Genomic DNA, 18,563 nt, shown 5'->3' with positions numbered 1-18,563 from the left:
ACGCGATCCCCCGCGCGATGAGAGGGCGCAAGCCACTCGCGCGAACGCGTTACTTCGACGCGCGCGTGAACACGTCGCGACCGAAGGGCTTCACCTCCGGCCCCGCGGCGTAGCCCAGATGCGACAAGCCGAAGAAATCCTCGACCGTGCGCAGGAATGCGTAGTGGTTGTAGGGCATGTTCGAGACCGTGCCCGGCTTGATGAAGGGCGACAGCGCCACCGCGCCGATGCGGCCGCCGCCGGGGCCGAACTTGCCGGGCAGCGGGCCACCGGGCTGGGGCCGCTCGCCGCAGCAGGACTCGCCGGTGGTGCCCTCATCGAAGGTGATCAGCAGCAAGCCATTCTTCTTGAACGCGGGCGAGGCGGTGATGATCGGCACCCACTTTTCAAGAAACGCATTGGCCGAGATCAATCCGCCCGGCTGGCCGTTGGCGCAGGGTGCGTCGTGGCCGTCGTCGCACAGGTCGGGCACGATGAAGTTGTAGTTGGGCGTGGTCGTGACGCTGGCGAGATCGTGTTCGAGGTGATCGAGATTGACCACGTGCGCATCGCAACGCGGCTTGTTGTCCACGATCGCGGCGAAGTACACGAACGGATTGTGCTTGGCGGCGTACTGGTCCTTGGCGGTGGCCAGTTCGGTCCAGTCCTTGGCGCCCAGCGGCACGTGCGCGCAGGTGGCGGCTTCGCGCGCCGCATCCTTGCCCATGTCCTGGAAGTAGCCCTTCCAGGTGAGGTGCGCGGCTTCGAGTTGATCCGGCAGCGACTGCACCCAGGACGGGTACACGCAGCCAGTGCCCAGCGCCTGACCGTGCGGACCACGCGTGCCTGGCAGCACCGGCACGTACTTGTGGCAATCGTGCTGCGTATCGGGATTGGGCGCCTGGCCGCTGATCAGGGCGATGTAATTGTCGAGGCTGTCGTGGCCGGTGGCGTAGTACTGCGTCAGCAGCGCGCCTTCGGTGGGCAGGGTGTGCGCCAGATACGGCGCCAGCGACTGCGCGCCGAACGCCACTTGATAGGGCTCGTTCTCCAGCACGATCACGAACACGTGGCGCACCGGCGCCACGGCCTTGGCCTGCGCGATCACCGGCAGCAGCGCGCCGCAGGCGGAAATCAGCAGCGCCGCCAGCGCAGCGAGAGAGTAGCGGGTCTTCATGGGTTTTCCTTGGCAGGCAAAAGATGAGCCTGGGATGGGCTTGCGACAGGCGCAGGCCAGAAAGGTTCAATTTGCTTCACGACCGAGCGCATCGACGGCGTATGACTTGTGGCATGTTCACTAGATCAAACTTGGTAGTAGTATTCACTTCAACTTAGCGAACCCTTTGGCACGCCGCCATGCCTGCAGACCCGCGCAAACCCGCAGCGCCATTGTCCGATGCTGATGTGCGGGATCTGGAAGCTTTCGTGCGCAAGTTCGACAAGGAGCTGGCCGCCGGCATCACCGCGCTGACGCTGCTCGGCGTGCTTGGCGAGGGCGCGCCGCTGTATGGCTATCAGATCGCCAAGCGCCTGGAGCGCGACGCCGGCGGCGTGCTCGCCGGCAAGCAGAGTGCGCTGTATCCGGTGCTGCGTGGACTGGAGGCGGCGGCCTTGCTGCGCAGCGAGGTGCAGCCCTCGCTGAGTGGACCACCGCGCCGCTATTACCAGATCACGCCGCTGGGCCGCGAGGCGCTGGCGCAGTGCACCACGCGCTGGCGCGCAACGCAGCGCATCGTCGACGACATTCTCGGAGGGGCTCAAGCATGACCACGCCACACACCATCGCCGAATACCTGCAGCAACTGCGCGCGGCGCTGAAGGGCGCCGACCCGGCCATGATCCAAGACGCGCTGTTCGACGCCGAGGAACATCTGCGCAGCGAACTGGCCGAACATCCAGAGGAAACCGAGGCCGCGATGCTGGCGCGCGTGGCCGGCAGCTATGGCGCGCCCGAGGAAGTGGCCGAGATTTACCGCGACACCGAGATCAAGGTGCAGCGCGCGTTGCGCTCGCCGCGACCGCACGCGGGGCGCGGGCCACTGGCGCGTTTCTTCGGCGTGATCGGCGACGCGCGCAGCTACGGCGCGCTGTTTTACATGGTGCTGGCGCTGGCCACCGGCATCTTTTATTTCACCTGGGCGGTGGCCGGGCTGAGCCTGTCTGCGGGCCTCGCGGTGCTGATCATCGGCATCCCCTTCATCGTGCTGTTTCTCGCCAGCGTGCGTCTGCTGGCGCTGGTCGAGGGGCGTCTGGTCGAGGTGATGCTGGGCGTGCGCATGCCGCGGCGACCGGCCTCGGCGGTGCGCGAGCTGCCGCTGCTCAAGCGCATCGGCGCCATGTTCACCGATCCGCGCACCTGGGGCACGCTGTTCTACATGCTGCTGATGCTGCCGCTGGGCATCATTTATTTCACCGTGGTGGTCACCGGCATGACGCTGAGTCTGGTATTCGTCGCAGCGCCGGTCGCGCAACTGTTCGGTTTCGCTCCCACCACCATCAACGACGTGAAGTACTTCTGGCCGCTGTGGACGTTGCCGCTATCCATGCTGGGCGGCGTGCTGCTGTTCTTCGTCATGCTGCACATCGCCCGCGGCGTGGGCTGGATGCACGGGCATGTGGCCAAGCACTTGCTGGTGCGCACGGCGGGGTATTGATGGAGCGGGAAATCGGGAACCGCTAATCGGTAGCAGGAAAAAGGAAGTGGGGAGTAGGGAGTAGGAAGTAGGTTGCCGTGCTGACGAAATCAACCGCGCATCCCGGCTACCGATTACCGGCTCCCGGCCCCGCTCACGGATGCGCGGGCAAACTGGCCAGCAGCGTGGACACACCGCCCCAGGCGATCTGCGCGCCGATGCACAGCAGGATGAAGGAGATCAACTGCTGCACGCCGTTGAAGGCGCTGCGCGGCAGCATGCGCCCCAGCTTGGGCGCGTAGCGGTAGCACACGTACACCAGCGCGGCCAGCAGCGCGGCACCCAGCAGGATGCCGAGGTGCGCCAACAGCGTCGCCGGCCAGCCCGGTCGCGTGGCCTGCGCCGACAGCGTCAGCACCACGACGATGGTGCCGGGGCCGACGGTGAGTGGAAAAGTGTAGGGATAGAACGCGCGCTCCAGCACGGCCTCCTCGTCGCTGACGCCGGGGGTGGGCGCGGCCTCCTTGCCGCCGGAGCTGAGCATCTTCCAGCCCATCGCCGCCAGCGTCAGCCCGCCGCCGACTTGCACCACCGGCATCGAGATGCCGAAGAAGCGCAGGATCGTCTGGCCCAGCACCTCGGTGACCACGATGAACACCATCATCATGATGGTCACGCGCAGCGCGAGGCTCTTGAATACCGGCGCCGGCGCCTCGCCGACCATGCCGAGAATGATCAGCGCGGTGCCCACCGGATTGATCACCGGCAGCAGCGCGGCGAAGGCCAGCGGCAGCGTGGCCAGGTTGTGCGCGAGGGGGCCCATCACATCAGCGCGGCGCGCGCCAGCGCCACGAACACCTGTACCAGCAGCGCGACCTGCATCAGTGCGCCCAGCGTGAACGCGGGTCCGCGCTTGCTGGCATCACGCAGATAGGCAGCCAGATACCACGCGCGCGCCAGCAGCCAGATCGCGCCGAAGATGCTGGCCAGCAGCGGTTGCCCCAGCCACGCCGCCAGCGCCAGCGTGGGCAGAAACATCAGCGCGGCCTCCTGTGTGTTCATCTGCGCACGAAACGCGCGCTCGAAATCCGGGTGCCCGGTGGTGGCCGGCGCCTTGATTCCATAAAGCCCGCGCGCGCGTCCGACCACGATGCTGGAAACCAGCAGCAGCAGGACAGCAAGGGCGACGATCAGGGCAGGCAGCAGCATGGCGCGGTCATCCGGAGGAATGGTGCGTAGCATAACCGCCTGCCGCGCGCGGCGACGCTGCGGCGCGCACCACGCCGCGCGCGGAACCGTGGCCACGCGCCGCGGTCTGAACTCGGGACTCGGGACTCGGGACTCGGGACTCGGGACTCGGGACTCGGGACCCGGGACTCGGGACTCGTTGTTGTCATCCTGAGAGCAGCGAAGGATCTGTACGTCGAGCGAAAGCGCATCCTTCATCCATCCGGCGATGCGGGTGTCGCGCTGAGATCCTTCGCTACGCTCAGGATGACAACGAGGCTGTTGCGGCACGACTGCCGCACCACAACCGCACCATCTGCAGCACCACCACCAGCACCACCAGCACCCAGCCAGCGGGAGCACAGCATGTTCGGAATGACCACCGCGGCGTTGATGTGGAGCATGATCTTCGGCTCCATCGGCACCGGCTATTTCATCTACGGCAAACGCCAGGGCGAGGCGCTGTGGCTGATCGCCGGGCTGCTGCTGGGCGGGGTGATGTTCTTCGTTTACAGCTCCGGCTGGATCGTGGTGATCGGCGTGCTGCTGACGCTGCTGCCGTGGATCTGGCGACGTTTCATCTGATCCATCCGCGCCTGCCGCCGACGCTCAGGCCGCGTGCCGCGGCGTCGCGCGCAGCGCATCCAGCCAGCGCACGACGCGCGCGACCATGTGCGCATCGAGCACGTCACCGCGCTGCGGCATGACGCAGGCGATCGCCTTGCCCGCGCAGTGGATCAGGTCGTGGGTCATGTCCGGGAACCGCGTCAGCGTCGCCTGCGGCGCGGCGCGCGCGAGGCGCTGGCCATTGCCCGGCAACACCTGCACATCCTTGCCGCCCTGCGTGATCAGCATGGGCACATGGATGGCGCGTGCGAGTCGCGTCGGGTCGACGTCGAGTTCGCTGCGCAACAGGCCCGCGGCGGGGGCGAACAGCCGCGCGAACGGGTTGTGCGCCAGCGCGCCGCTCAGGCTCAGGCTGGCGCCGTGACCGTGTCGAATGGCAGTCAGTGTCGCGCGGATCTGCGTGCGTTCCTGCGCGATCCGCGCGGGGCTCGCGCCGCGCAGCCTGGCATCGGCGATGGCCTGGCTTTCGATGATCCGCGCCATGGGCTCGCCCGGACCTTCCAGCGAAATCACGCCGGCGATCTTCAAGCTGGGCGCTGCGGCCAGCGCGATCAGGCCGCCCTCGGAATGACCCATGAGGATGATCCGGTGCGGATCGATCGCAGGCTGCCGTGCCAGCCACGCCACCAGATCGCGTGTGTTCTGCACGTAGGTCGCCAGCGTCACGTCGTTGCCATGGCCGGTGCTCGGCGCCAGGCCCAGCTTGTTGTAGCGCAGGACGGCGTAGCCCTTGCAGGTCAGGTCATACGCCAACTGCTGATACATGGAATTGGCCAGCGCGCCGGGCGCATTGCCGTTTTCATCGACCGGCCCGGAACCCGGCAACAGCAGCACCGCCGCGAATGGGCCGGCTCCGCTGCGTGGCAGAGTGAGCGTGCCGTGCAACACCGCGCCGGTCGAATCCACCGCGACCGGCTGCGCACGCAGGCACGCGGCCTGCCGCGCCAGGCGCGCGGCGACGGCGCCGACGGGGCGCGACATCGCGCCGCCGGGCGGCGCCGGCACCAGGTGCAGCCCGGCCAACTCGCTCTGCGCGTTGTAGCTGAACAGCATGCCCAGCGTGGCGTGGCTGAAGCGTAGCGGCACGAGCACGCTGTGATACGGCGCCGGCGCCAACGCCGCGACGGCCGCGCCGTGGCCTTGATAGGCGCCATTCTGCTGCTGCAACTGTTGCCAAAGTTGCCGCAGTTTTTCGGGTGACAAGCCTTGACGCATGGCCGCATCGAAGCCGTGTGTCGTCGCGGCCCAGCGACCGGCCGCCAACGCATCGAGCGTGGCCAGCGCCGCGCGCGCATCGGGCGTTGCGCGCGCCGCTGCGATCGAGCTTGCCGGCGCGGGCTGTGCGGCGCGGGTGGGCGCGCCGAGCATCAGCGCCAATGCCACCGACAGACCGATCATCAAAGTGTGGTGTCGTTTCATCACGCACATCTCCTTGTGAATGGAATAACGCGCAAGTCGAAGTTCATGCCGGCGGCTTGCGCTTGCTGTGCGGCAGCCGCCCGGCCTGACGCAGCGCCTCGCGCAACACGTATTCGATTTGCGCGTTGAGGCTGCGCAGCTCGTCGTTGGACCAGCGCTGCATCGCGTTCAGCACCGCGGCGTTGATGCGCAGTGGATAGGCTTTTTTAGCGTCGCTCATGCTTGTCCGCGGTGGGCGCGGGATAGCGCTTGGCGTAGCGCAACACGCCCAGAATCATCACCACCACAACGGTGGTGATGGGAACCGTCACGGCCAATCCAAGCCACTCCGCGGCAGATCGTGGATTGGCGGCCAACCAAGCCGCACAACCCAACATCAGCAGTCCCATCAGGTAAGCCATCGCACCACCGAACGAGCTGGCCTTTTTCTTCCCCTCCTCGGACACGCGCGACCAGTCGACCACGCCGTGGACCAACCAAACCCCTTGTGCGCCGCGGCTACGCATCAGATGACCGGTCACGAAAAAGGGCACGCTGATGATCGCAAGCGGCAATGCCCGCACAACATCTTGCATATCCAACATGGCGTACTCCTCGGGTCCGCAGATCAACCGTTGTACAGCGTGCCGGTGTTGACCACCGGCTGCGTGGCGCGATCGCCGCACAGCACCACCAGCAGGTTGGCAACGATGGCTGCCTTGCGCTCCGGGTCCAGTTCCACCACGCCGTCGGCTTCAAGGCGCTTGAGCGCCATCTGCGCCATGCCCACCGCGCCCTCGACGATGCGCTCGCGCGCGGCGACGATGGCGTTGGCCTGCTGCCGCTGCAACATCACCTGCGCGATCTCCGGCGCGTAGGCGAGATGACTGATGCGCGCCTCGATCACCTTCAATCCGGCCTTGTTCAGGCGTTCCTGGACCTGATCGCGCAGGTGCGCGTTGACTTCCTCGCCGTGGCTGCGCAGCGAGGGCCGCTCGTCGTGCGAGTCGTAGGCGTAGTTCTGCGTCATCTGGCGCAGCGCCGATTCGGTCTGGATCTTGAGGAAACTCTCGTAGTCCTCGACCTCGAATATCGCCTCGTAGGACTCCACCACCTGCCACACCACCACCGCGGCGATTTCGATCGGGTTGCCGTCGGCGTCGTTGACCTTGAGCTTGTCCGAATCGAAATTGCGCACGCGCAGGCTCAGCGTGCGCTTGGAATACAGCGGATTGGTCCAGCGCAGGCCGGCATCGCGCACGCTGCCGGTGTAGCGCCCGAACAGTTGCAGCACACGCGCCTCGTTCGGCTGCACCTGGAAAAAACCGCTGAGCAAAAACAGCCACAGCACACCCAGCAAAATCGGCGGCACGGCGCCCACGGGATCGGCGACGGCCAGCGCTGTCACGATCCACCACGCCAGCAGCAGGCCGATGATCAGCAGTGCGATCAGCGTGGCGATGCCCGGTAGCGAAAACCCCTTGCGTTCGTTCATGGCATATCCCTCGTGTGTGGCAAAGTGATATCACAGAGATATCATAGTTGCAAGATGGAAGCCGGAAAACGTGGGCCAGGAGTTGGGAGTTTGGAGCTGGGAGCTGGGAGCTGGATTCTTTCGTTGTCGCTGAACGTCGCGAAGAATCCGATCTTGGCACTGGCGTGGTGGTGGCAGGCCCCCCAGCGGGAGGAGAGGAGCCTGTCCTGAGCTTGCCGAAGGATCGATCCCTCTCCCCTCGGGGTGAGGCTACGCGTTGATGATCTGCTGTGGGCAGATCATGCGTAGTCGAACGCCCGCGCGCTACGCGCGAGGGCCGGGGTGGGTGGCGCGCAGCGCCGGGTGAGGGTTCGCCTTGCGCAGTCGTATGTTGTGCTTGAACGCGTGTGTTGTGCTTGAACGATCGCTCTTGCGTGGCGCTTGGCAAGGTTCCCCGGTTCCGTGCCGCCGCCACCCGGGCCACTTTCTACTTCGGGCATCCTGCCCTTCGCCCCTGCGTGGCCCGCTGCGCGGTTCGCGCCGCTCCTGCGGCGCAGTGCTCCGCCAAAGTGGCCAAAGAAAGGCGGCCCGGACAAAAGTGATCGTGCACCCGCGCGCAAAGCCCGCGGCCAGTGCCCGGGCGAAATCCATCACCATCATCCAACCCCGCGTCAATGCCGCGCAGGCAAATCCACATGCAGCAGCGGTGCCTTGCGGCCTTCGCTGGAAACGGTGAAACCCTTGCCATCGGCGTCGAAGGCCAGCGCTTCGGGCTGGCGCAGGCGCGGCAACGGGATGAACACGGGCACGCTGGCAAAGGCCTGCCGCCAATCCTGCGCGGGTGCGCGGCGATACCAGTAGGCGCCCTGCGCGGTGAGCAGCAGCGCCTGCCGCGCGGCGCGGTCGAAATCGAGCGCGGTGACGCGGCCGGCGCGCGCGCAGGGTTTGCTGGCAACGCGGCAGGCTGCGCCCAGTTGCAGCGTGCCGACGGCTTGCGCGAGCACCGTGCCTTGAGCCTGCAGCGGCAGCCGGTACAGCGTCGGGTCGCCATCGGTTTTTTCCACCATCCAGAACTGCGCGCGTGCCGCGTCGGCGGCCAGCGCCTCGATGTCGCGCGCACCCGCGGGCAGATGCAAACGCAATGTCCACGCCGGACCCAGCACAAGACCATCGCTGGCGCGCTGCGGCGCCGGTTCGCGCACCACGACGATCTCCAGCACATCGCGCCAGCGCAGGTTGTCGCCCGTGTCGGCGATGGCCAGATAAGGCTTGCCGCGCAGCGTGAACGCGGCGATGTCTTCCCAGTCGAACGCCGTGGCGCCAGTGATGCGCACCTGTGCCAGCACATGACCGGCACGATCCAGCGCGAACAACTCGGCCGGGTTGCCGGAGTCGTTGTGCGCCCAGTAGCGCGTCGGGTCGCCGGGTGAAACGGCGAGGCCCGAGAGTTCGCTCAGGCGCGCGTCGTCCACCGTGCCTTGCGTCTGCGCGCGCGCCAGCGCGGTGCCGGGCGCGGCGAGCGCGAACGACGCAACGATCGTGAGCGTGCGGAAATGTCGAGTGACAAACATGCCGGCATTGTGCCAGCGCCTGCGCGCGCCGCCTTTACAATGCGCGGCAACGCACGCCCCCGCATCCGTCACTGCGACATCCCACACCAAGGAACCAGCATGCGCGCATTCGGCACGCCGCTCACCCCCACCGCCCGTCGCGTGCTGCTGCTGGGCGCGGGCGAGCTGGGCAAGGAACTGGTGATCGAACTGCAGCGCTACGCCTGCGAGGTGATCGCCGTGGATCGCTACGCGCACGCGCCGGCCATGCAGGTGGCGCACCGCAGCCATGTCATCGACATGCTCGATGGCGCCGCGCTCAGGCGTGTCATCGAAGCGGAAAAGCCCGAGCTGATCGTGCCGGAGATCGAGGCCATCCACACGCCGACGCTGCTGCAACTGGAAGCCGAGGGTTACACCGTGATCCCCACCGCGCGCGCCGCGCGCCTGACCATGGATCGCGAGGGCATCCGCCGCCTCGCCGCCGAGGAACTCAAGCTGCCGACCTCGCCGTATCGCTTCTGCGGCACGCGCGCCGAGTTCGATGCGGCGCTCGCGGCGCTGGGTTATCCGTGCGTGGTCAAGCCGGTGATGAGTTCATCCGGCAAGGGTCAGAGCGTGCTGCGCGGCGACGCCGATCGCGACCACGCCTGGGATTACGCGCAGCAGGGTGGACGCGCGGGGCAGGGGCGGGTGATCGTCGAGGGCTTCGTGGACTTCGACTTCGAGATCACCCTGCTCAGCGTGCGCCACGCCGGTGGCACGCTGTTCTGCGAGCCCATCGGCCACCGTCAGGAGGACGGCGACTACCGCGAGTCGTGGCAGCCGCAGGGCATGAGCATCGAGGCGCTGAGCGCCGCGCACGCGCAGGCCGGCGCCATCACCACCGCGCTCGGCGGGCACGGTGTGTTCGGCGTGGAGTTTTTCGTCTGCGGCGAGGACGTGATTTTTTCCGAGGTCAGCCCGCGCCCGCACGACACCGGTCTGGTCACGCTGATTTCGCAGGATTTGTCCGAGTTCGCCCTGCATGCGCGCGCGATTCTCGGCTTGCCGATTCCGATCCTGCGTCAACTTGGCCCCGCGGCCTCGTGCGCGGTGCTGGCCGCAGGCGACGGCCGCGCGCCGCGCTACCACGGCATCGACGCCGCGCTGCGCGAACCCGACACGCAGTTGCGCATCTTCGGCAAGCCCGAGGTGAAAGGCCGCCGGCGCATGGCGGTGACGCTGGCGCGCGGCGCCGACATCGACAGCGCCCGCGCCAAGGCACGCGCCGCCGCCGCGGTGCTGCGCGTGGAGTGCACCGCGCCACCGGCGTGATGTGATCGTGGCGGTGCGCGGGCGCACGTTGCAGCGCCGTCATGTCGATGCCCCTCGGTGCCTGCTAAGGTCAGCGCGAAAGCGGATGGAGCGCGGCATGCACGCGATGAACCGGATGGCGCTGTCGGCGCGGGCACCGCTCGCGGCGCGCGCGCGGCGCATGCCATGAGCGCGGCGGGCGAACTCGCGCATCCGCCGCGCCGCGCGCTGTGGGGCTGGGCCTCGTACTACGTCGGCAACCACGCCTTCACCACCGCGGTGATCACGGTATTTTTTCCGATCTTCTTCAAGGAAGTGTGGAGCAGCGGCGTCTCGGTGGAGTTGAGCACGCTGCGCCTGGGCATCGCCAATTCGGCGGCCAGCCTGCTGGTGGCGGTGACCGCGCCGTTGCTGGGCGCGATCGCCGATCGCGGCGGTCACGGCAAGGGCTTCATGCTGATCGCGGCCGGCCTCGGCGTGGCGCTGATGCTGGCGCTGGCGGCGATCCCCGCGGGCGCCTGGGGCTGGGCCGCGCTGTGCTATGTGCTGGCCTCGGCCGGCAATTTCTGGGGCAACGTGTTTGGCGATGCCATGGTGTTGCGCGTGGGCACGCCGGGGCGCATCGAGCGCACCTCGGCGATCGGTTATCTCGCCGGTTATGCCGGCGGCGGCGCGTATCTGGCCATCGCCGTGGCGCTGAGTCTGCGCCCGCACTGGTTCGGCCTGCCCGATGCCGGCGCCGCGGTGCGCTGGATCTTCGCGCTGGGCGCGTTGTGGTGGGCGGCGTTCACCCTGCCGCTGCTGCTGTGGGTGCCGGCCGCGCGCAGCGCCGCGTCGCGCCTGCCGCTGCGCCGCGCGCTGCGCGAAGGCGTGGTGCAGTTTCTCGCCACCGTGCGCCACGTGCGCGCCTACCGGCCGATCGCGCTGTTCCTGGTCGCGTACTGGCTGTACATCGATGGCGTCAACACCGTCATCCTGATGGCAGTGGATTACGGCAAGGCCATAGGCCTCGGCAACGGGCCGCTGATCCTGGCGGTGCTGATGGTGCAAGTCATCGGCATCCCGGCGGCGCTGCTGTTCGGACGCCTGGGCGAGCGCATCGGCCCCAAGCGCGGGATCCTGATCGGCCTCGGCGTGTACGTGGCGGCCAGTGCCTTCGCCGCGGGCATGCGCCACGCCTGGCAATTCTTCGTGCTGGCCGCGGCGGTGGGCATGGTGCAGGGCGGCGTGCAGTTGCTGTCGCGCGCCTACTTCGCGCGGCTGGTGCCAGGCGATCGCGCCGGCGAGTTCTTCGGCTTCTACAACATGCTTGGCGAATTCGCCGCGATCCTCGGCCCGCTGCTGATCGGTCTCACCAGTTACCTCACGCATGACCCGCGCGCGTCGATCCTCTCGGTGATCGTGCTGTTCGCCGTCGGCGGCGGGCTGCTGTTGCGCGTGCCCACGGTGCGCGCAGAAGCCTGAGTGTTGCCGTGCATGATGCGCAGCGTTCGGCGCAACGCCTTGGTTTGCGCGCGCGCCGAGCCGGCGGCGAGCCTGCATGAGCTGTGACCATTCCGACTTGACGCCACGCACACGCCACGCGAGGGTGCGCGGCAGGTTCGCCCCGTGCAGGAAATGTCCACGTCGATGCGGTTGACTCGCAACGCATGGCTGGTGAGCGCGCACGCTCTGGTCGTGTTGGCCGTGGTGGCCTGCGCGTTGGCCTTTGCCCTCTACCGCATCACCACCAACACCGGCATTCCCGGCGCCGATCCGCACGACCGCTACTGGGCATTGGGTTATGCACGGCCTACGGGTGTCAATTTCGGAACGGTCGGCAGTTGGACGGTCGATGACTTGCCGCCCTTGCTGCCGCATGGCTTCTCCATTGGCAGTGCTGACTCGGCAAGCTCGAGTTTTTCACTCAAACGCGGCGGCGCAACCCAGATCGTGGGCATTGAAGGGGTGCAAGGCAACTATCTGGCCGCGCTGCACCTGCATGTACTGGCAGGTCGGCTGTTGACCTTGGCTGACGTGTATCACGCGAGGTCCGTCGCGGTGATTTCTGAATCTGTCGCGCGAAAGCTGTTCGGCGGCGCGGCGGCGGCCATCGGCCGGCACCTCTATGGACCCAGTGGTTATGCCGTCACCATCGTCGGCGTTCTGCCTGCTGCATTTGCCGGCACGAATCGCGCGGATACCACGCAACTATGGATCCCCTTCGATCTGGCGAATGCGTGGTATGAGGGTCAAGTGGCGCATCCCAAGCCGGGTCAGCGTGCGGACCTGCTGGACCCCGTCTCGGGTATTGCACCACTGCTCAGCACGCCCGCCCATGCCTCCCGCGCCGAGGTCGACACCGTCTTGCAGCGGTTGATGACCAACCCCACGACACGCAAGCTATTCCCGCCCGATGTGACGGCACTGGTGCCGTCGCAACCCTACAGTCATTTCCCCGATGCCGAACGAGCAGCCGCGCGACGCGTGCGCCTGTTTCTCGGTCTGGCCCTCGCCACACTGGCGCTGGCCGTGGCCAATGTACTGGCCATCACCTGGTTGCAGTATTTGCGCCAGCGCCCCGTGCTGCGACTGGAGCGCATTCTGGGTGCGCAGCGCGCGCATTGGCTGCGCCGTGTCCTCGGGCGCGGCGCGCTGACCTTCCTGCTCTCCTTTGCCCTGGCGCTGCCGGTTTTCTGGCTCGCGGTGCATCTGCTCAAACGCGAGATCAAAGCGAGCTTTCTGGCGCAGTACCTTGCAGGTGCATCTGCTGTGGGCTTCCTTTGCAGCGGGGCTCGCATGGCTGCTGCTCGTGCTGTGGGTGATCGAGAGCCTGCCGTTCGTGTTGTTGTTGTGGCGCGAGCGCGTGGATGAAGGCCCGCGCGTCATCGGCAGCGCCAGGGACCGGCGCGTCGGGGCCGGATTGCAGGTGCTGGAAGTCCTGCTGGCGGCGACACTGAGTGTCACGGCGGCGTGGTCCATGCAGCAGGCCTGGCGCATCGCGCACGCACACCTCGGCTTTCTGGACCGACCAGCAACCCTGGTGACGATCACACCACGTGGTGTCCCAATCCCGCTGCCCCTGGAGACATCACAGCATGCCGCGTTGCTGATGCGCCAACTCGTGCAGGCGACCCGTGGCGTGTTGCCTGGCGCCGTCGCGGGGTTCGGGCCGCAAATTGGCGCCCACAACTTCGAATTGCGCTATCCCGAGACCGTCAGTGTCGGTACGCGAACCGGGGACGCCTGCCACATTTCCATGACACCCGACTGGGTGACGGCAACCGGCATGCATCTGCTCGCCGGCGAGAGCCTTGCACTCAGGCCGCAGGCGAACGGGATACTCATCGACGCGGATGTTGCCGATCGACTGTTCGGCTCGCCTGCGGCCGCCATCGGGCGGACCATCGACGACTCAGAGTTTCTGCCGAACTTCCAGGCAGTGGTGCGTGGGGTCGTGGCGCCGATCCAGTTGGCGGGTGCCGGGCAGCCGCAGTGTCCAAGCGTGTTTCCTGACAAGCGCGTCAGTGCCATCAATTTTCTCTACGCACCCAGCACCCTGGCCATTGCCAGCGTCACGACCGCAGCACAGCGCGAACACCTGCGTCAGGTTTTGAGTCGAGCGCTGGCACAGCAAGGCGCTGGGAAGTACTGGCGCGTCGAGCGCATCGAAGGCAGCGCGGCGATGCGTGCCCGGTTGGCGGCGCGCGTGGTGAGTCAGGCGCGCCACATGATGTGGCTGGCACTGTTTGCCTGGGCGATCGCATTGATCGGCATTCTGGCGCTGCTGCGCCTGTCGCTGGCACAACGCAAGCGGCTGCTGGCGATACGCAGTGCCCTGGGCGAGTGCCCGACGCACGTGTACCGCGATGTCGTGCTGGGTACGCTGCTGCTGGCCGGCCTCGGCATGGGTGTTTTGCTGTTCTTTCTGCCGTGGCTGGCCACGCAATACGCGCTGCTCGCCGGCGCGCAGGTGGCGTCCTACGGTGTGGCCACGTGGATCGCGTTGTCCGTGCTGCTGCTGGCGGTGTTCCTGGTGGCGCATTTCCCCGCGCGCCGCGCCGCGCGCGCCGAGCCGGCGGCGAGCCTGCATGAGCTGTAAGCACGCGCGCGCTGAACGCCCTGGCGGCAATTCCCGCTGCAGCCTGTTCGGCACCCACATACGCATACATTACGAATTCGCCAGGCGCGCGCGGCCACGCGGTTCGCGCCAGTTGCACGCAAGGCGCGGCCTGTCTGGCGTGGCGGCGCGCAGTTGCGACGTGCGGTGCGTGACACGGTGGCGTTTGCCTGGGGGCTGGCATTACGGCGTGTAGTCCGCGTGTAGGCGGCGGCGGAACCACGTGCTGCGCGCATCGGTCAGATACCCGGTTCGATGGCGTGCGCACCTGCCCGAGGCAGTCGCGGGCACGGCCATCGCGCGCTGCGCGTTTTGCCACCACGCGCCATCGTCAACGGATTTGCGTCTATCGCCTGATGAGGATCATCCGACCCATGAACCCGAAATCGCTGCATACCACTCTGGCCTGCGCCATCGCGCTGGCACTGATCGCCGGCACCGGCGTGGCCCGCGCCGCCGATACCAGCGGCGCCGATGTGCGCGTGCTCAGTTTTCATGCCGATGTGCATGTGCAGCCAGGCGGTGCCTATACCGATGCGCAGACGCAGGCGATCGAGGCGCTGACGCGCACCGGCGCGCAGTCGCTGAACCCGTACCAGGAGGAATTTTCCAAATCGATGTCGACGCTGAAGGTGGAGTCGGCCTACATCGTCAAGGCCGACGGCCAGCGCATCGACATCCCGGCCGCGGATATCGTCGTGCGTCCGGCGCCGGCGCCGCCGGGTTCGGACGGCTCGCCGATCTACGACAACAACATGATGCTGAGCGTGGCGCTGCCGAGCTTCAACAAGGGCGACACGCTGCATCTGCAAACGCTGAAGACGCAGACCAAGCCGTTTTTCCCCAAGCAGTTTTTCGATGTCTGGGGTCCGGCCGAAAACCAGTCCGCGCGCGATCAGAAGATCGTCGTGCACGGTCCGGCCGACATGCACTTGCGCGCCGCGCAGCGCGGCGGCTGGACGATCGCACGCAGCAGCGCCGGCGGCGTCGACACCTTCACCGCGACGCTGGCCGAGCATCACGCCGAGTTCCCCGGCACCGCGACGGTGGATGCCTCCGACTACAGCCCGGTGTTCGAGGTGAGCAGTTTCCCCACCTGGGCCGCGGTGGGCACGGCGTACTGGTCCACCGCGCAGGCCAAGGCGGCGGTGACGCCGCTGGTCAAACAGGTGGCTGATCAGGTCGCCGGCAAACTGCACGGCTGGGACGCGGTGAAGGCGCTGTACATGTGGGAGTCGCAGCACATCCACTACATCGGCCTGGAGCTGGGCGTGGGTGGTTACGTGCCGATCTCGGCCAACACCACGCTGAAGACCGGCTATGGCGACTGCAAGCAGCACTCGACCCTGCTCGAGGCGCTGCTGGCCGCGCGCGGCATCCAGGTCGATCCGGTGCTGATCAACTGGAGCAACGGCTTCAACCTGCTGCCGCTACCGGGGCTCGATTTCAACCACGCCATCGACTACGTGCCGAAGTACCACGTGTTCCTCGACGCCACCGGCGAGTTCGAGACGCCCGGACAACTGGCCATCGGCGAGCGCGACAAGCCGGTGGTGATCTCCGGCCCGCATCCGCGCCTGGCGCGCACGCCGGGTGCCGAGTCCGCGCACAACAAGCTGGTGTATGACGCGACCCTGCACCTGGCCGCCGACGGCACGCTCACCGGCACGGCGCGCATGACCACGCACGGCTGGTGGGCGTGGTTCAACCGCATGATCTTTTCCGAGGTGCCGCCGGGCGCCTACGGCCGCCTGATGAACATGCTGCTGACGCCCAGCGGCGGTGGCAGCGGCAGCTTCCAGCCGGGCAATCCGCAACTGCTCGACCAGCCCATGCAGGTCGCCGCGACATGGACCACGCCGGCTTATGCGTTGCCCGGCAAGACGCTGAGCGTGCCGCTGCCGGCCGGCCCCTACCTGGTGCCGAGCCTGGCCGGCACCTCCGACCCGGTCAGCGCGTTGACCGCGGTGATCGGCCCGGACAGCCGCCGCCACAGCGTGAGCACCTATTTCGGCGAGGTCGATTGGCACAGCACGCTGAGCCTGCCGGCTGGCTATGCGCCCACCTACCTGCCGCCGGACGAGAACCTGCGCAACGCCGCCGGCAGCTTCACCTACACCGTGAAAGACACCAACGGCACGGTGAGCGCGAGCTACCGGCTCAAGCTGGACCACATCGTGTACACGCCGGCGCAATACCCCGCGCTGCGCGCGCTGATGCTGGCGGACCTGCGCGCGCAGCGCGCCCCGCTGGTGTTCCACCACACTTGAAAGGACCTGCCATGAAGCTCACCAAGACCGCAATCGCCGCCGCGATTTCACTCGCTGGCCTGGTGCTGGCCGTGCAGGCCAATGCCGCGCCCGCCGCTCCGCAGGTCAACTACCAGATCCTCAAGCAATCCATTGCGCTGCACGTCAACGCGGACGGCAGCTACAGCGAAACCGTGTCGCGCGTGTCGCAGCCGCTGACCATCGCCGGCGTGTCGGCGGTGGGGCATGTGGAGATCGCCTACCCGGCCAACTTCGCCACCGTGAAAGTGCTCGATGCCTATACCGAGACCGTCACCCACCAGCGCGTCGACGTGGCGCCTTCGCAGATCTTCAACCAGTCCACGCCGACCGCGGTGCAGGCGCCGTTTCTCAGCGACGGCCACGTGATGAGCCTGCTGTTTTCGGCGGTGACGCCGGGCGCCGAGGTGCATCTGAAATACGTGGAGACCTTCAAGCGCCCGTACCTGCCCGGCGTGTACGCCATCTCCGAGGCGCTGGCGCCGGAGATTCCGGTGCAGGCCACCGACATCAGCATCACCGCGCCCACGCGCATGCACCTGCACTATCAGGCGCGCGGGCCGTGGCACGAGACGCGCACGCGCAGCGGCGACATGGAAACCCTCACCGCCAGCGCGGCCTCGCCCTCGGTGGATTTCCCGCCGATGAACACCGCCGCCATCACCCAGTACGCGCCGATGGCGGTACTCAGCACCGCCAATGGCTGGCCGGCGATCGCGCAGGCCTACGACCAGCTCGCCGGCAACGCGATGCAAGTGACGCCCGCGATCCGCGCGACGGCGCAGAAAGTCGCCGACGGCGCCGGCGGCGAGGTGGCGGTGGCGCGCATCTACCACTGGATGCAGCAGCACGTGCAGTCGGTGAATGTCGATTACCACCACGCCGGTTTCCAGCCGCCCGCCGCGCAAAGCACGCTCGCGCGCAGCATGGGCGACAGCAACGCCAACGTCGCCTTGCTGTGCGCGCTGCTGCGTGCGCAGGGCATCGCCGCGGTACCGGCGCTGATCTCGCCGGCGCAACGCTTCGTGCCGTATCCGGGCGCCGATCCGTTCGCGTTCAACCATTTCTTGGCCTATGTGCCGGCCTACCACCTGTTCCTCGATACCAGCGCGCGCTATGCAGGCGTCGAGGCCTTGCCCGCCGCCGACCAGGGCCGCCCGGTGCTGATCACCGGGCCCGCCCCGCAGTTCACGCGCACGCCGGGCCCGACACCTGGACTGGTCGAGGCGCGCGAAGTGCAGAACCTCACGCTGCTGCGCAATGGCGATATCGACGGCAGCAGCGTGGTCACCTCGGCCGGATGGCGCGCCATGCTGGTGCGCCAGGACGTGCTGGGTGATCGCAGCGGCCGGCGCCTGCAGCAGTTCATGCAGAACAACTTCTACCTCGGCGGCAAGGCCGGCACGATGCGCGTGGTCGCGGTGCGCAACCGCGATGATCTGGACAAGCCGGTGGAGATGACCCTGCAGTGGCATGACAGCGACGCGGCCATCCCCGGCAAGCAGATGGCGTTGCTGCTGCCCACCCCCGGCACCATCGCCGCGACGCTGGTTCCCTTTACCAGTCAGGCCACGCGGCGCGAGCCCAGCGTGCTGCAGCCGGTGACCATCCAGCAGGTCATGCACCTGCATCTGCCGGCCGGCATGACGCCCGAGGATCTGCCGCAAAACCAGAACCTGAGCACGCCCTTCGGCACCTACACGGTGAACTACCACTACGCCGGCGGTGTGCTCGACGTGGACAAGCGCCTGCAACTCACGCAGTTCGTGGTCAGCCCGCAGGAATATTCCGAGCTGCACAAGCTGGCGCTGATGGCCGTCAGCAGCGAGCGCAAGGCGATCGTGCTGCACGGCGCGGGGTGAGCCTGCGCGTTGATGATCGGCCGCGGGCCGATCATGCGCAGGCGAACGCCCGAGCGCTGCGCGCGAGGGCCGGGCAAGAGGCGCGTTGATGATCGGCCGCGGGCCGATCATGCGCAGGCGAACGCCCGAG

Annotated in this window: 18 protein-coding genes; 9 read left to right on the top strand and 9 right to left on the bottom strand. The window is 67.5% G+C overall.

All coding sequences use genetic code 11. The features are described from left to right. Window positions 1-49: 49 nt before the first annotated feature. Window positions 50-1,156 carry an alkaline phosphatase family protein gene (locus ACYDAT_RS04415; protein ID WP_461448619.1) on the bottom strand — a complete coding sequence of 369 codons (1,107 nt, stop codon included), beginning with the start codon at window positions 1,154-1,156 and terminating at the stop codon, window positions 50-52. Window positions 1,157-1,335: 179 nt separating this feature from the next. Between ACYDAT_RS04415 and ACYDAT_RS04410 the strand changes: the two genes are divergently transcribed. Both ACYDAT_RS04410 and ACYDAT_RS04405 read left to right on the top strand, forming a co-directional pair. Then, window positions 1,336-1,746, top strand: a complete 411-nt coding sequence (locus tag ACYDAT_RS04410) for a PadR family transcriptional regulator (protein ID WP_461439983.1) — start codon at window positions 1,336-1,338, stop codon at window positions 1,744-1,746. Then, on the top strand, window positions 1,743-2,633 hold the full coding sequence (locus tag ACYDAT_RS04405; protein WP_461439984.1) for a sensor domain-containing protein: 891 nt from the start codon (window positions 1,743-1,745) through the stop codon (window positions 2,631-2,633). Before ACYDAT_RS04410 ends, ACYDAT_RS04405 begins: the two co-directional genes overlap by 4 nt. A 133-nt stretch (window positions 2,634-2,766) precedes the next feature. Here the strand turns inward: ACYDAT_RS04405 and ACYDAT_RS04400 are convergent, their stop codons facing one another. The 3 genes from ACYDAT_RS04400 to ACYDAT_RS04390 form a co-directional block, all read right to left on the bottom strand. Continuing rightward, window positions 2,767-3,435 carry a MarC family protein gene (locus ACYDAT_RS04400; RefSeq protein WP_461439985.1) on the bottom strand — a complete coding sequence of 223 codons (669 nt, stop codon included), beginning with the start codon at window positions 3,433-3,435 and terminating at the stop codon, window positions 2,767-2,769. Then, complete coding sequence (locus ACYDAT_RS04395) at window positions 3,435-3,821, bottom strand: MAPEG family protein (protein WP_297900761.1); 387 nt, start codon at window positions 3,819-3,821, stop codon at window positions 3,435-3,437. The genes ACYDAT_RS04400 and ACYDAT_RS04395 overlap by 1 nt, the downstream gene beginning before the upstream one ends. 233 nt (window positions 3,822-4,054) lie before the next feature. After that, on the bottom strand, window positions 4,055-4,243 hold the full coding sequence (locus ACYDAT_RS04390) for a hypothetical protein (RefSeq protein ID WP_461439986.1): 189 nt from the start codon (window positions 4,241-4,243) through the stop codon (window positions 4,055-4,057). Here ACYDAT_RS04390 and ACYDAT_RS04385 point away from each other — a divergent pair. Further along, entirely contained in the window at window positions 4,242-4,424 is a 183-nt protein-coding gene (locus ACYDAT_RS04385) for a hypothetical protein (RefSeq protein ID WP_461439987.1), read from the top strand. The genes ACYDAT_RS04390 and ACYDAT_RS04385 overlap by 2 nt on opposite strands. Before the next feature lie 24 nt (window positions 4,425-4,448). Here ACYDAT_RS04385 and ACYDAT_RS04380 read toward each other — a convergent pair whose 3' ends face one another. The 5 genes from ACYDAT_RS04380 to ACYDAT_RS04360 all read right to left on the bottom strand — a co-directional run bounded on the left by ACYDAT_RS04380 (window position 4,449) and on the right by ACYDAT_RS04360 (window position 8,909). Beyond that, window positions 4,449-5,885 carry an alpha/beta hydrolase family protein gene (locus tag ACYDAT_RS04380; RefSeq protein ID WP_461448617.1) on the bottom strand — a complete coding sequence of 479 codons (1,437 nt, stop codon included), beginning with the start codon at window positions 5,883-5,885 and terminating at the stop codon, window positions 4,449-4,451. 43 nt (window positions 5,886-5,928) lie between these two features. Then, entirely contained in the window at window positions 5,929-6,105 is a 177-nt protein-coding gene (locus ACYDAT_RS04375; RefSeq protein WP_461439989.1) for a type II toxin-antitoxin system antitoxin, read from the bottom strand. Further along, window positions 6,092-6,469 (bottom strand): hypothetical protein, encoded by a 378-nt coding sequence (locus ACYDAT_RS04370; protein WP_461448615.1) that lies wholly within the window; start codon window positions 6,467-6,469, stop codon window positions 6,092-6,094. The genes ACYDAT_RS04375 and ACYDAT_RS04370 overlap by 14 nt, the downstream gene beginning before the upstream one ends. A 23-nt stretch (window positions 6,470-6,492) precedes the next feature. After that, the gene (locus ACYDAT_RS04365) at window positions 6,493-7,359 is read right to left on the bottom strand and encodes an SPFH domain-containing protein (protein ID WP_461448613.1); all 867 of its coding nucleotides are present in this window, start codon (window positions 7,357-7,359) and stop codon (window positions 6,493-6,495) included. 650 nt (window positions 7,360-8,009) lie between these two features. Beyond that, window positions 8,010-8,909, bottom strand: coding sequence for a hypothetical protein (locus ACYDAT_RS04360; RefSeq protein ID WP_461448611.1), 900 nt, complete (start codon window positions 8,907-8,909; stop codon window positions 8,010-8,012). A gap of 99 nt (window positions 8,910-9,008) precedes the next feature. On the opposite strand from ACYDAT_RS04360, the gene purT reads away from it, so the two are divergent. The 6 genes from purT (at window position 9,009) to ACYDAT_RS04330 (ending at window position 18,433) form a co-directional block, all read left to right on the top strand. Then, the gene (purT, locus tag ACYDAT_RS04355; RefSeq protein ID WP_461448609.1) at window positions 9,009-10,205 is read left to right on the top strand and encodes a formate-dependent phosphoribosylglycinamide formyltransferase; all 1,197 of its coding nucleotides are present in this window, start codon (window positions 9,009-9,011) and stop codon (window positions 10,203-10,205) included. A gap of 165 nt (window positions 10,206-10,370) precedes the next feature. Continuing rightward, entirely contained in the window at window positions 10,371-11,648 is a 1,278-nt protein-coding gene (locus tag ACYDAT_RS04350) for an MFS transporter (protein ID WP_461441179.1), read from the top strand. 153 nt (window positions 11,649-11,801) lie between these two features. Then, window positions 11,802-13,037 (top strand): ABC transporter permease, encoded by a 1,236-nt coding sequence (locus ACYDAT_RS04345; protein WP_461448695.1) that lies wholly within the window; start codon window positions 11,802-11,804, stop codon window positions 13,035-13,037. Then, window positions 12,925-14,265, top strand: a complete 1,341-nt coding sequence (locus tag ACYDAT_RS04340; RefSeq protein ID WP_461448693.1) for an ABC transporter permease — start codon at window positions 12,925-12,927, stop codon at window positions 14,263-14,265. Before ACYDAT_RS04345 ends, ACYDAT_RS04340 begins: the two co-directional genes overlap by 113 nt. A gap of 392 nt (window positions 14,266-14,657) precedes the next feature. Continuing rightward, window positions 14,658-16,553 (top strand): DUF3857 domain-containing protein, encoded by a 1,896-nt coding sequence (locus ACYDAT_RS04335; protein ID WP_461441177.1) that lies wholly within the window; start codon window positions 14,658-14,660, stop codon window positions 16,551-16,553. Between the two features lie 11 nt (window positions 16,554-16,564). Continuing rightward, entirely contained in the window at window positions 16,565-18,433 is a 1,869-nt protein-coding gene (locus tag ACYDAT_RS04330; protein WP_461448607.1) for a DUF3857 domain-containing protein, read from the top strand. The last annotated feature ends 130 nt before the right edge of the window (window positions 18,434-18,563 follow it).

It is taken from the genome of Metallibacterium sp. (assembly GCF_054637675.1).
The sequence above is the reverse complement of the archived record's forward strand: the minus strand, read 5'-3'. Positions and strand labels throughout refer to the sequence as shown.

Bases quoted from the DNA above. Each gene is read 5' to 3' on its own strand.
- ACYDAT_RS04395 (WP_297900761.1), bottom strand. From the start codon at position 3,821: ATGCTGCTGCCTGCCCTGATCGTCGCCCTTGCTGTCCTGCTGCTGCTG.
- ACYDAT_RS04360 (WP_461448611.1), bottom strand. From the start codon at position 8,909: ATGTTTGTCACTCGACATTTCCGCACGCTCACGATCGTTGCGTCGTTC.
- purT (WP_461448609.1), top strand. From the start codon at position 9,009: ATGCGCGCATTCGGCACGCCGCTCACCCCCACCGCCCGTCGCGTGCTG.
- ACYDAT_RS04385 (WP_461439987.1), top strand. From the start codon at position 4,242: ATGATCTTCGGCTCCATCGGCACCGGCTATTTCATCTACGGCAAACGC.
- ACYDAT_RS04350 (WP_461441179.1), top strand. From the start codon at position 10,371: ATGAGCGCGGCGGGCGAACTCGCGCATCCGCCGCGCCGCGCGCTGTGG.
- ACYDAT_RS04345 (WP_461448695.1), top strand. From the start codon at position 11,802: ATGTCCACGTCGATGCGGTTGACTCGCAACGCATGGCTGGTGAGCGCG.
- ACYDAT_RS04390 (WP_461439986.1), bottom strand. From the start codon at position 4,243: ATGCTCCACATCAACGCCGCGGTGGTCATTCCGAACATGCTGTGCTCC.
- ACYDAT_RS04405 (WP_461439984.1), top strand. From the start codon at position 1,743: ATGACCACGCCACACACCATCGCCGAATACCTGCAGCAACTGCGCGCG.
- ACYDAT_RS04410 (WP_461439983.1), top strand. From the start codon at position 1,336: ATGCCTGCAGACCCGCGCAAACCCGCAGCGCCATTGTCCGATGCTGAT.
- ACYDAT_RS04375 (WP_461439989.1), bottom strand. From the start codon at position 6,105: ATGAGCGACGCTAAAAAAGCCTATCCACTGCGCATCAACGCCGCGGTG.
- ACYDAT_RS04380 (WP_461448617.1), bottom strand. From the start codon at position 5,885: ATGAAACGACACCACACTTTGATGATCGGTCTGTCGGTGGCATTGGCG.
- ACYDAT_RS04335 (WP_461441177.1), top strand. From the start codon at position 14,658: ATGAACCCGAAATCGCTGCATACCACTCTGGCCTGCGCCATCGCGCTG.
- ACYDAT_RS04400 (WP_461439985.1), bottom strand. From the start codon at position 3,435: ATGGGCCCCCTCGCGCACAACCTGGCCACGCTGCCGCTGGCCTTCGCC.
- ACYDAT_RS04365 (WP_461448613.1), bottom strand. From the start codon at position 7,359: ATGAACGAACGCAAGGGGTTTTCGCTACCGGGCATCGCCACGCTGATC.
- ACYDAT_RS04415 (WP_461448619.1), bottom strand. From the start codon at position 1,156: ATGAAGACCCGCTACTCTCTCGCTGCGCTGGCGGCGCTGCTGATTTCC.
- ACYDAT_RS04370 (WP_461448615.1), bottom strand. From the start codon at position 6,469: ATGTTGGATATGCAAGATGTTGTGCGGGCATTGCCGCTTGCGATCATC.
- ACYDAT_RS04330 (WP_461448607.1), top strand. From the start codon at position 16,565: ATGAAGCTCACCAAGACCGCAATCGCCGCCGCGATTTCACTCGCTGGC.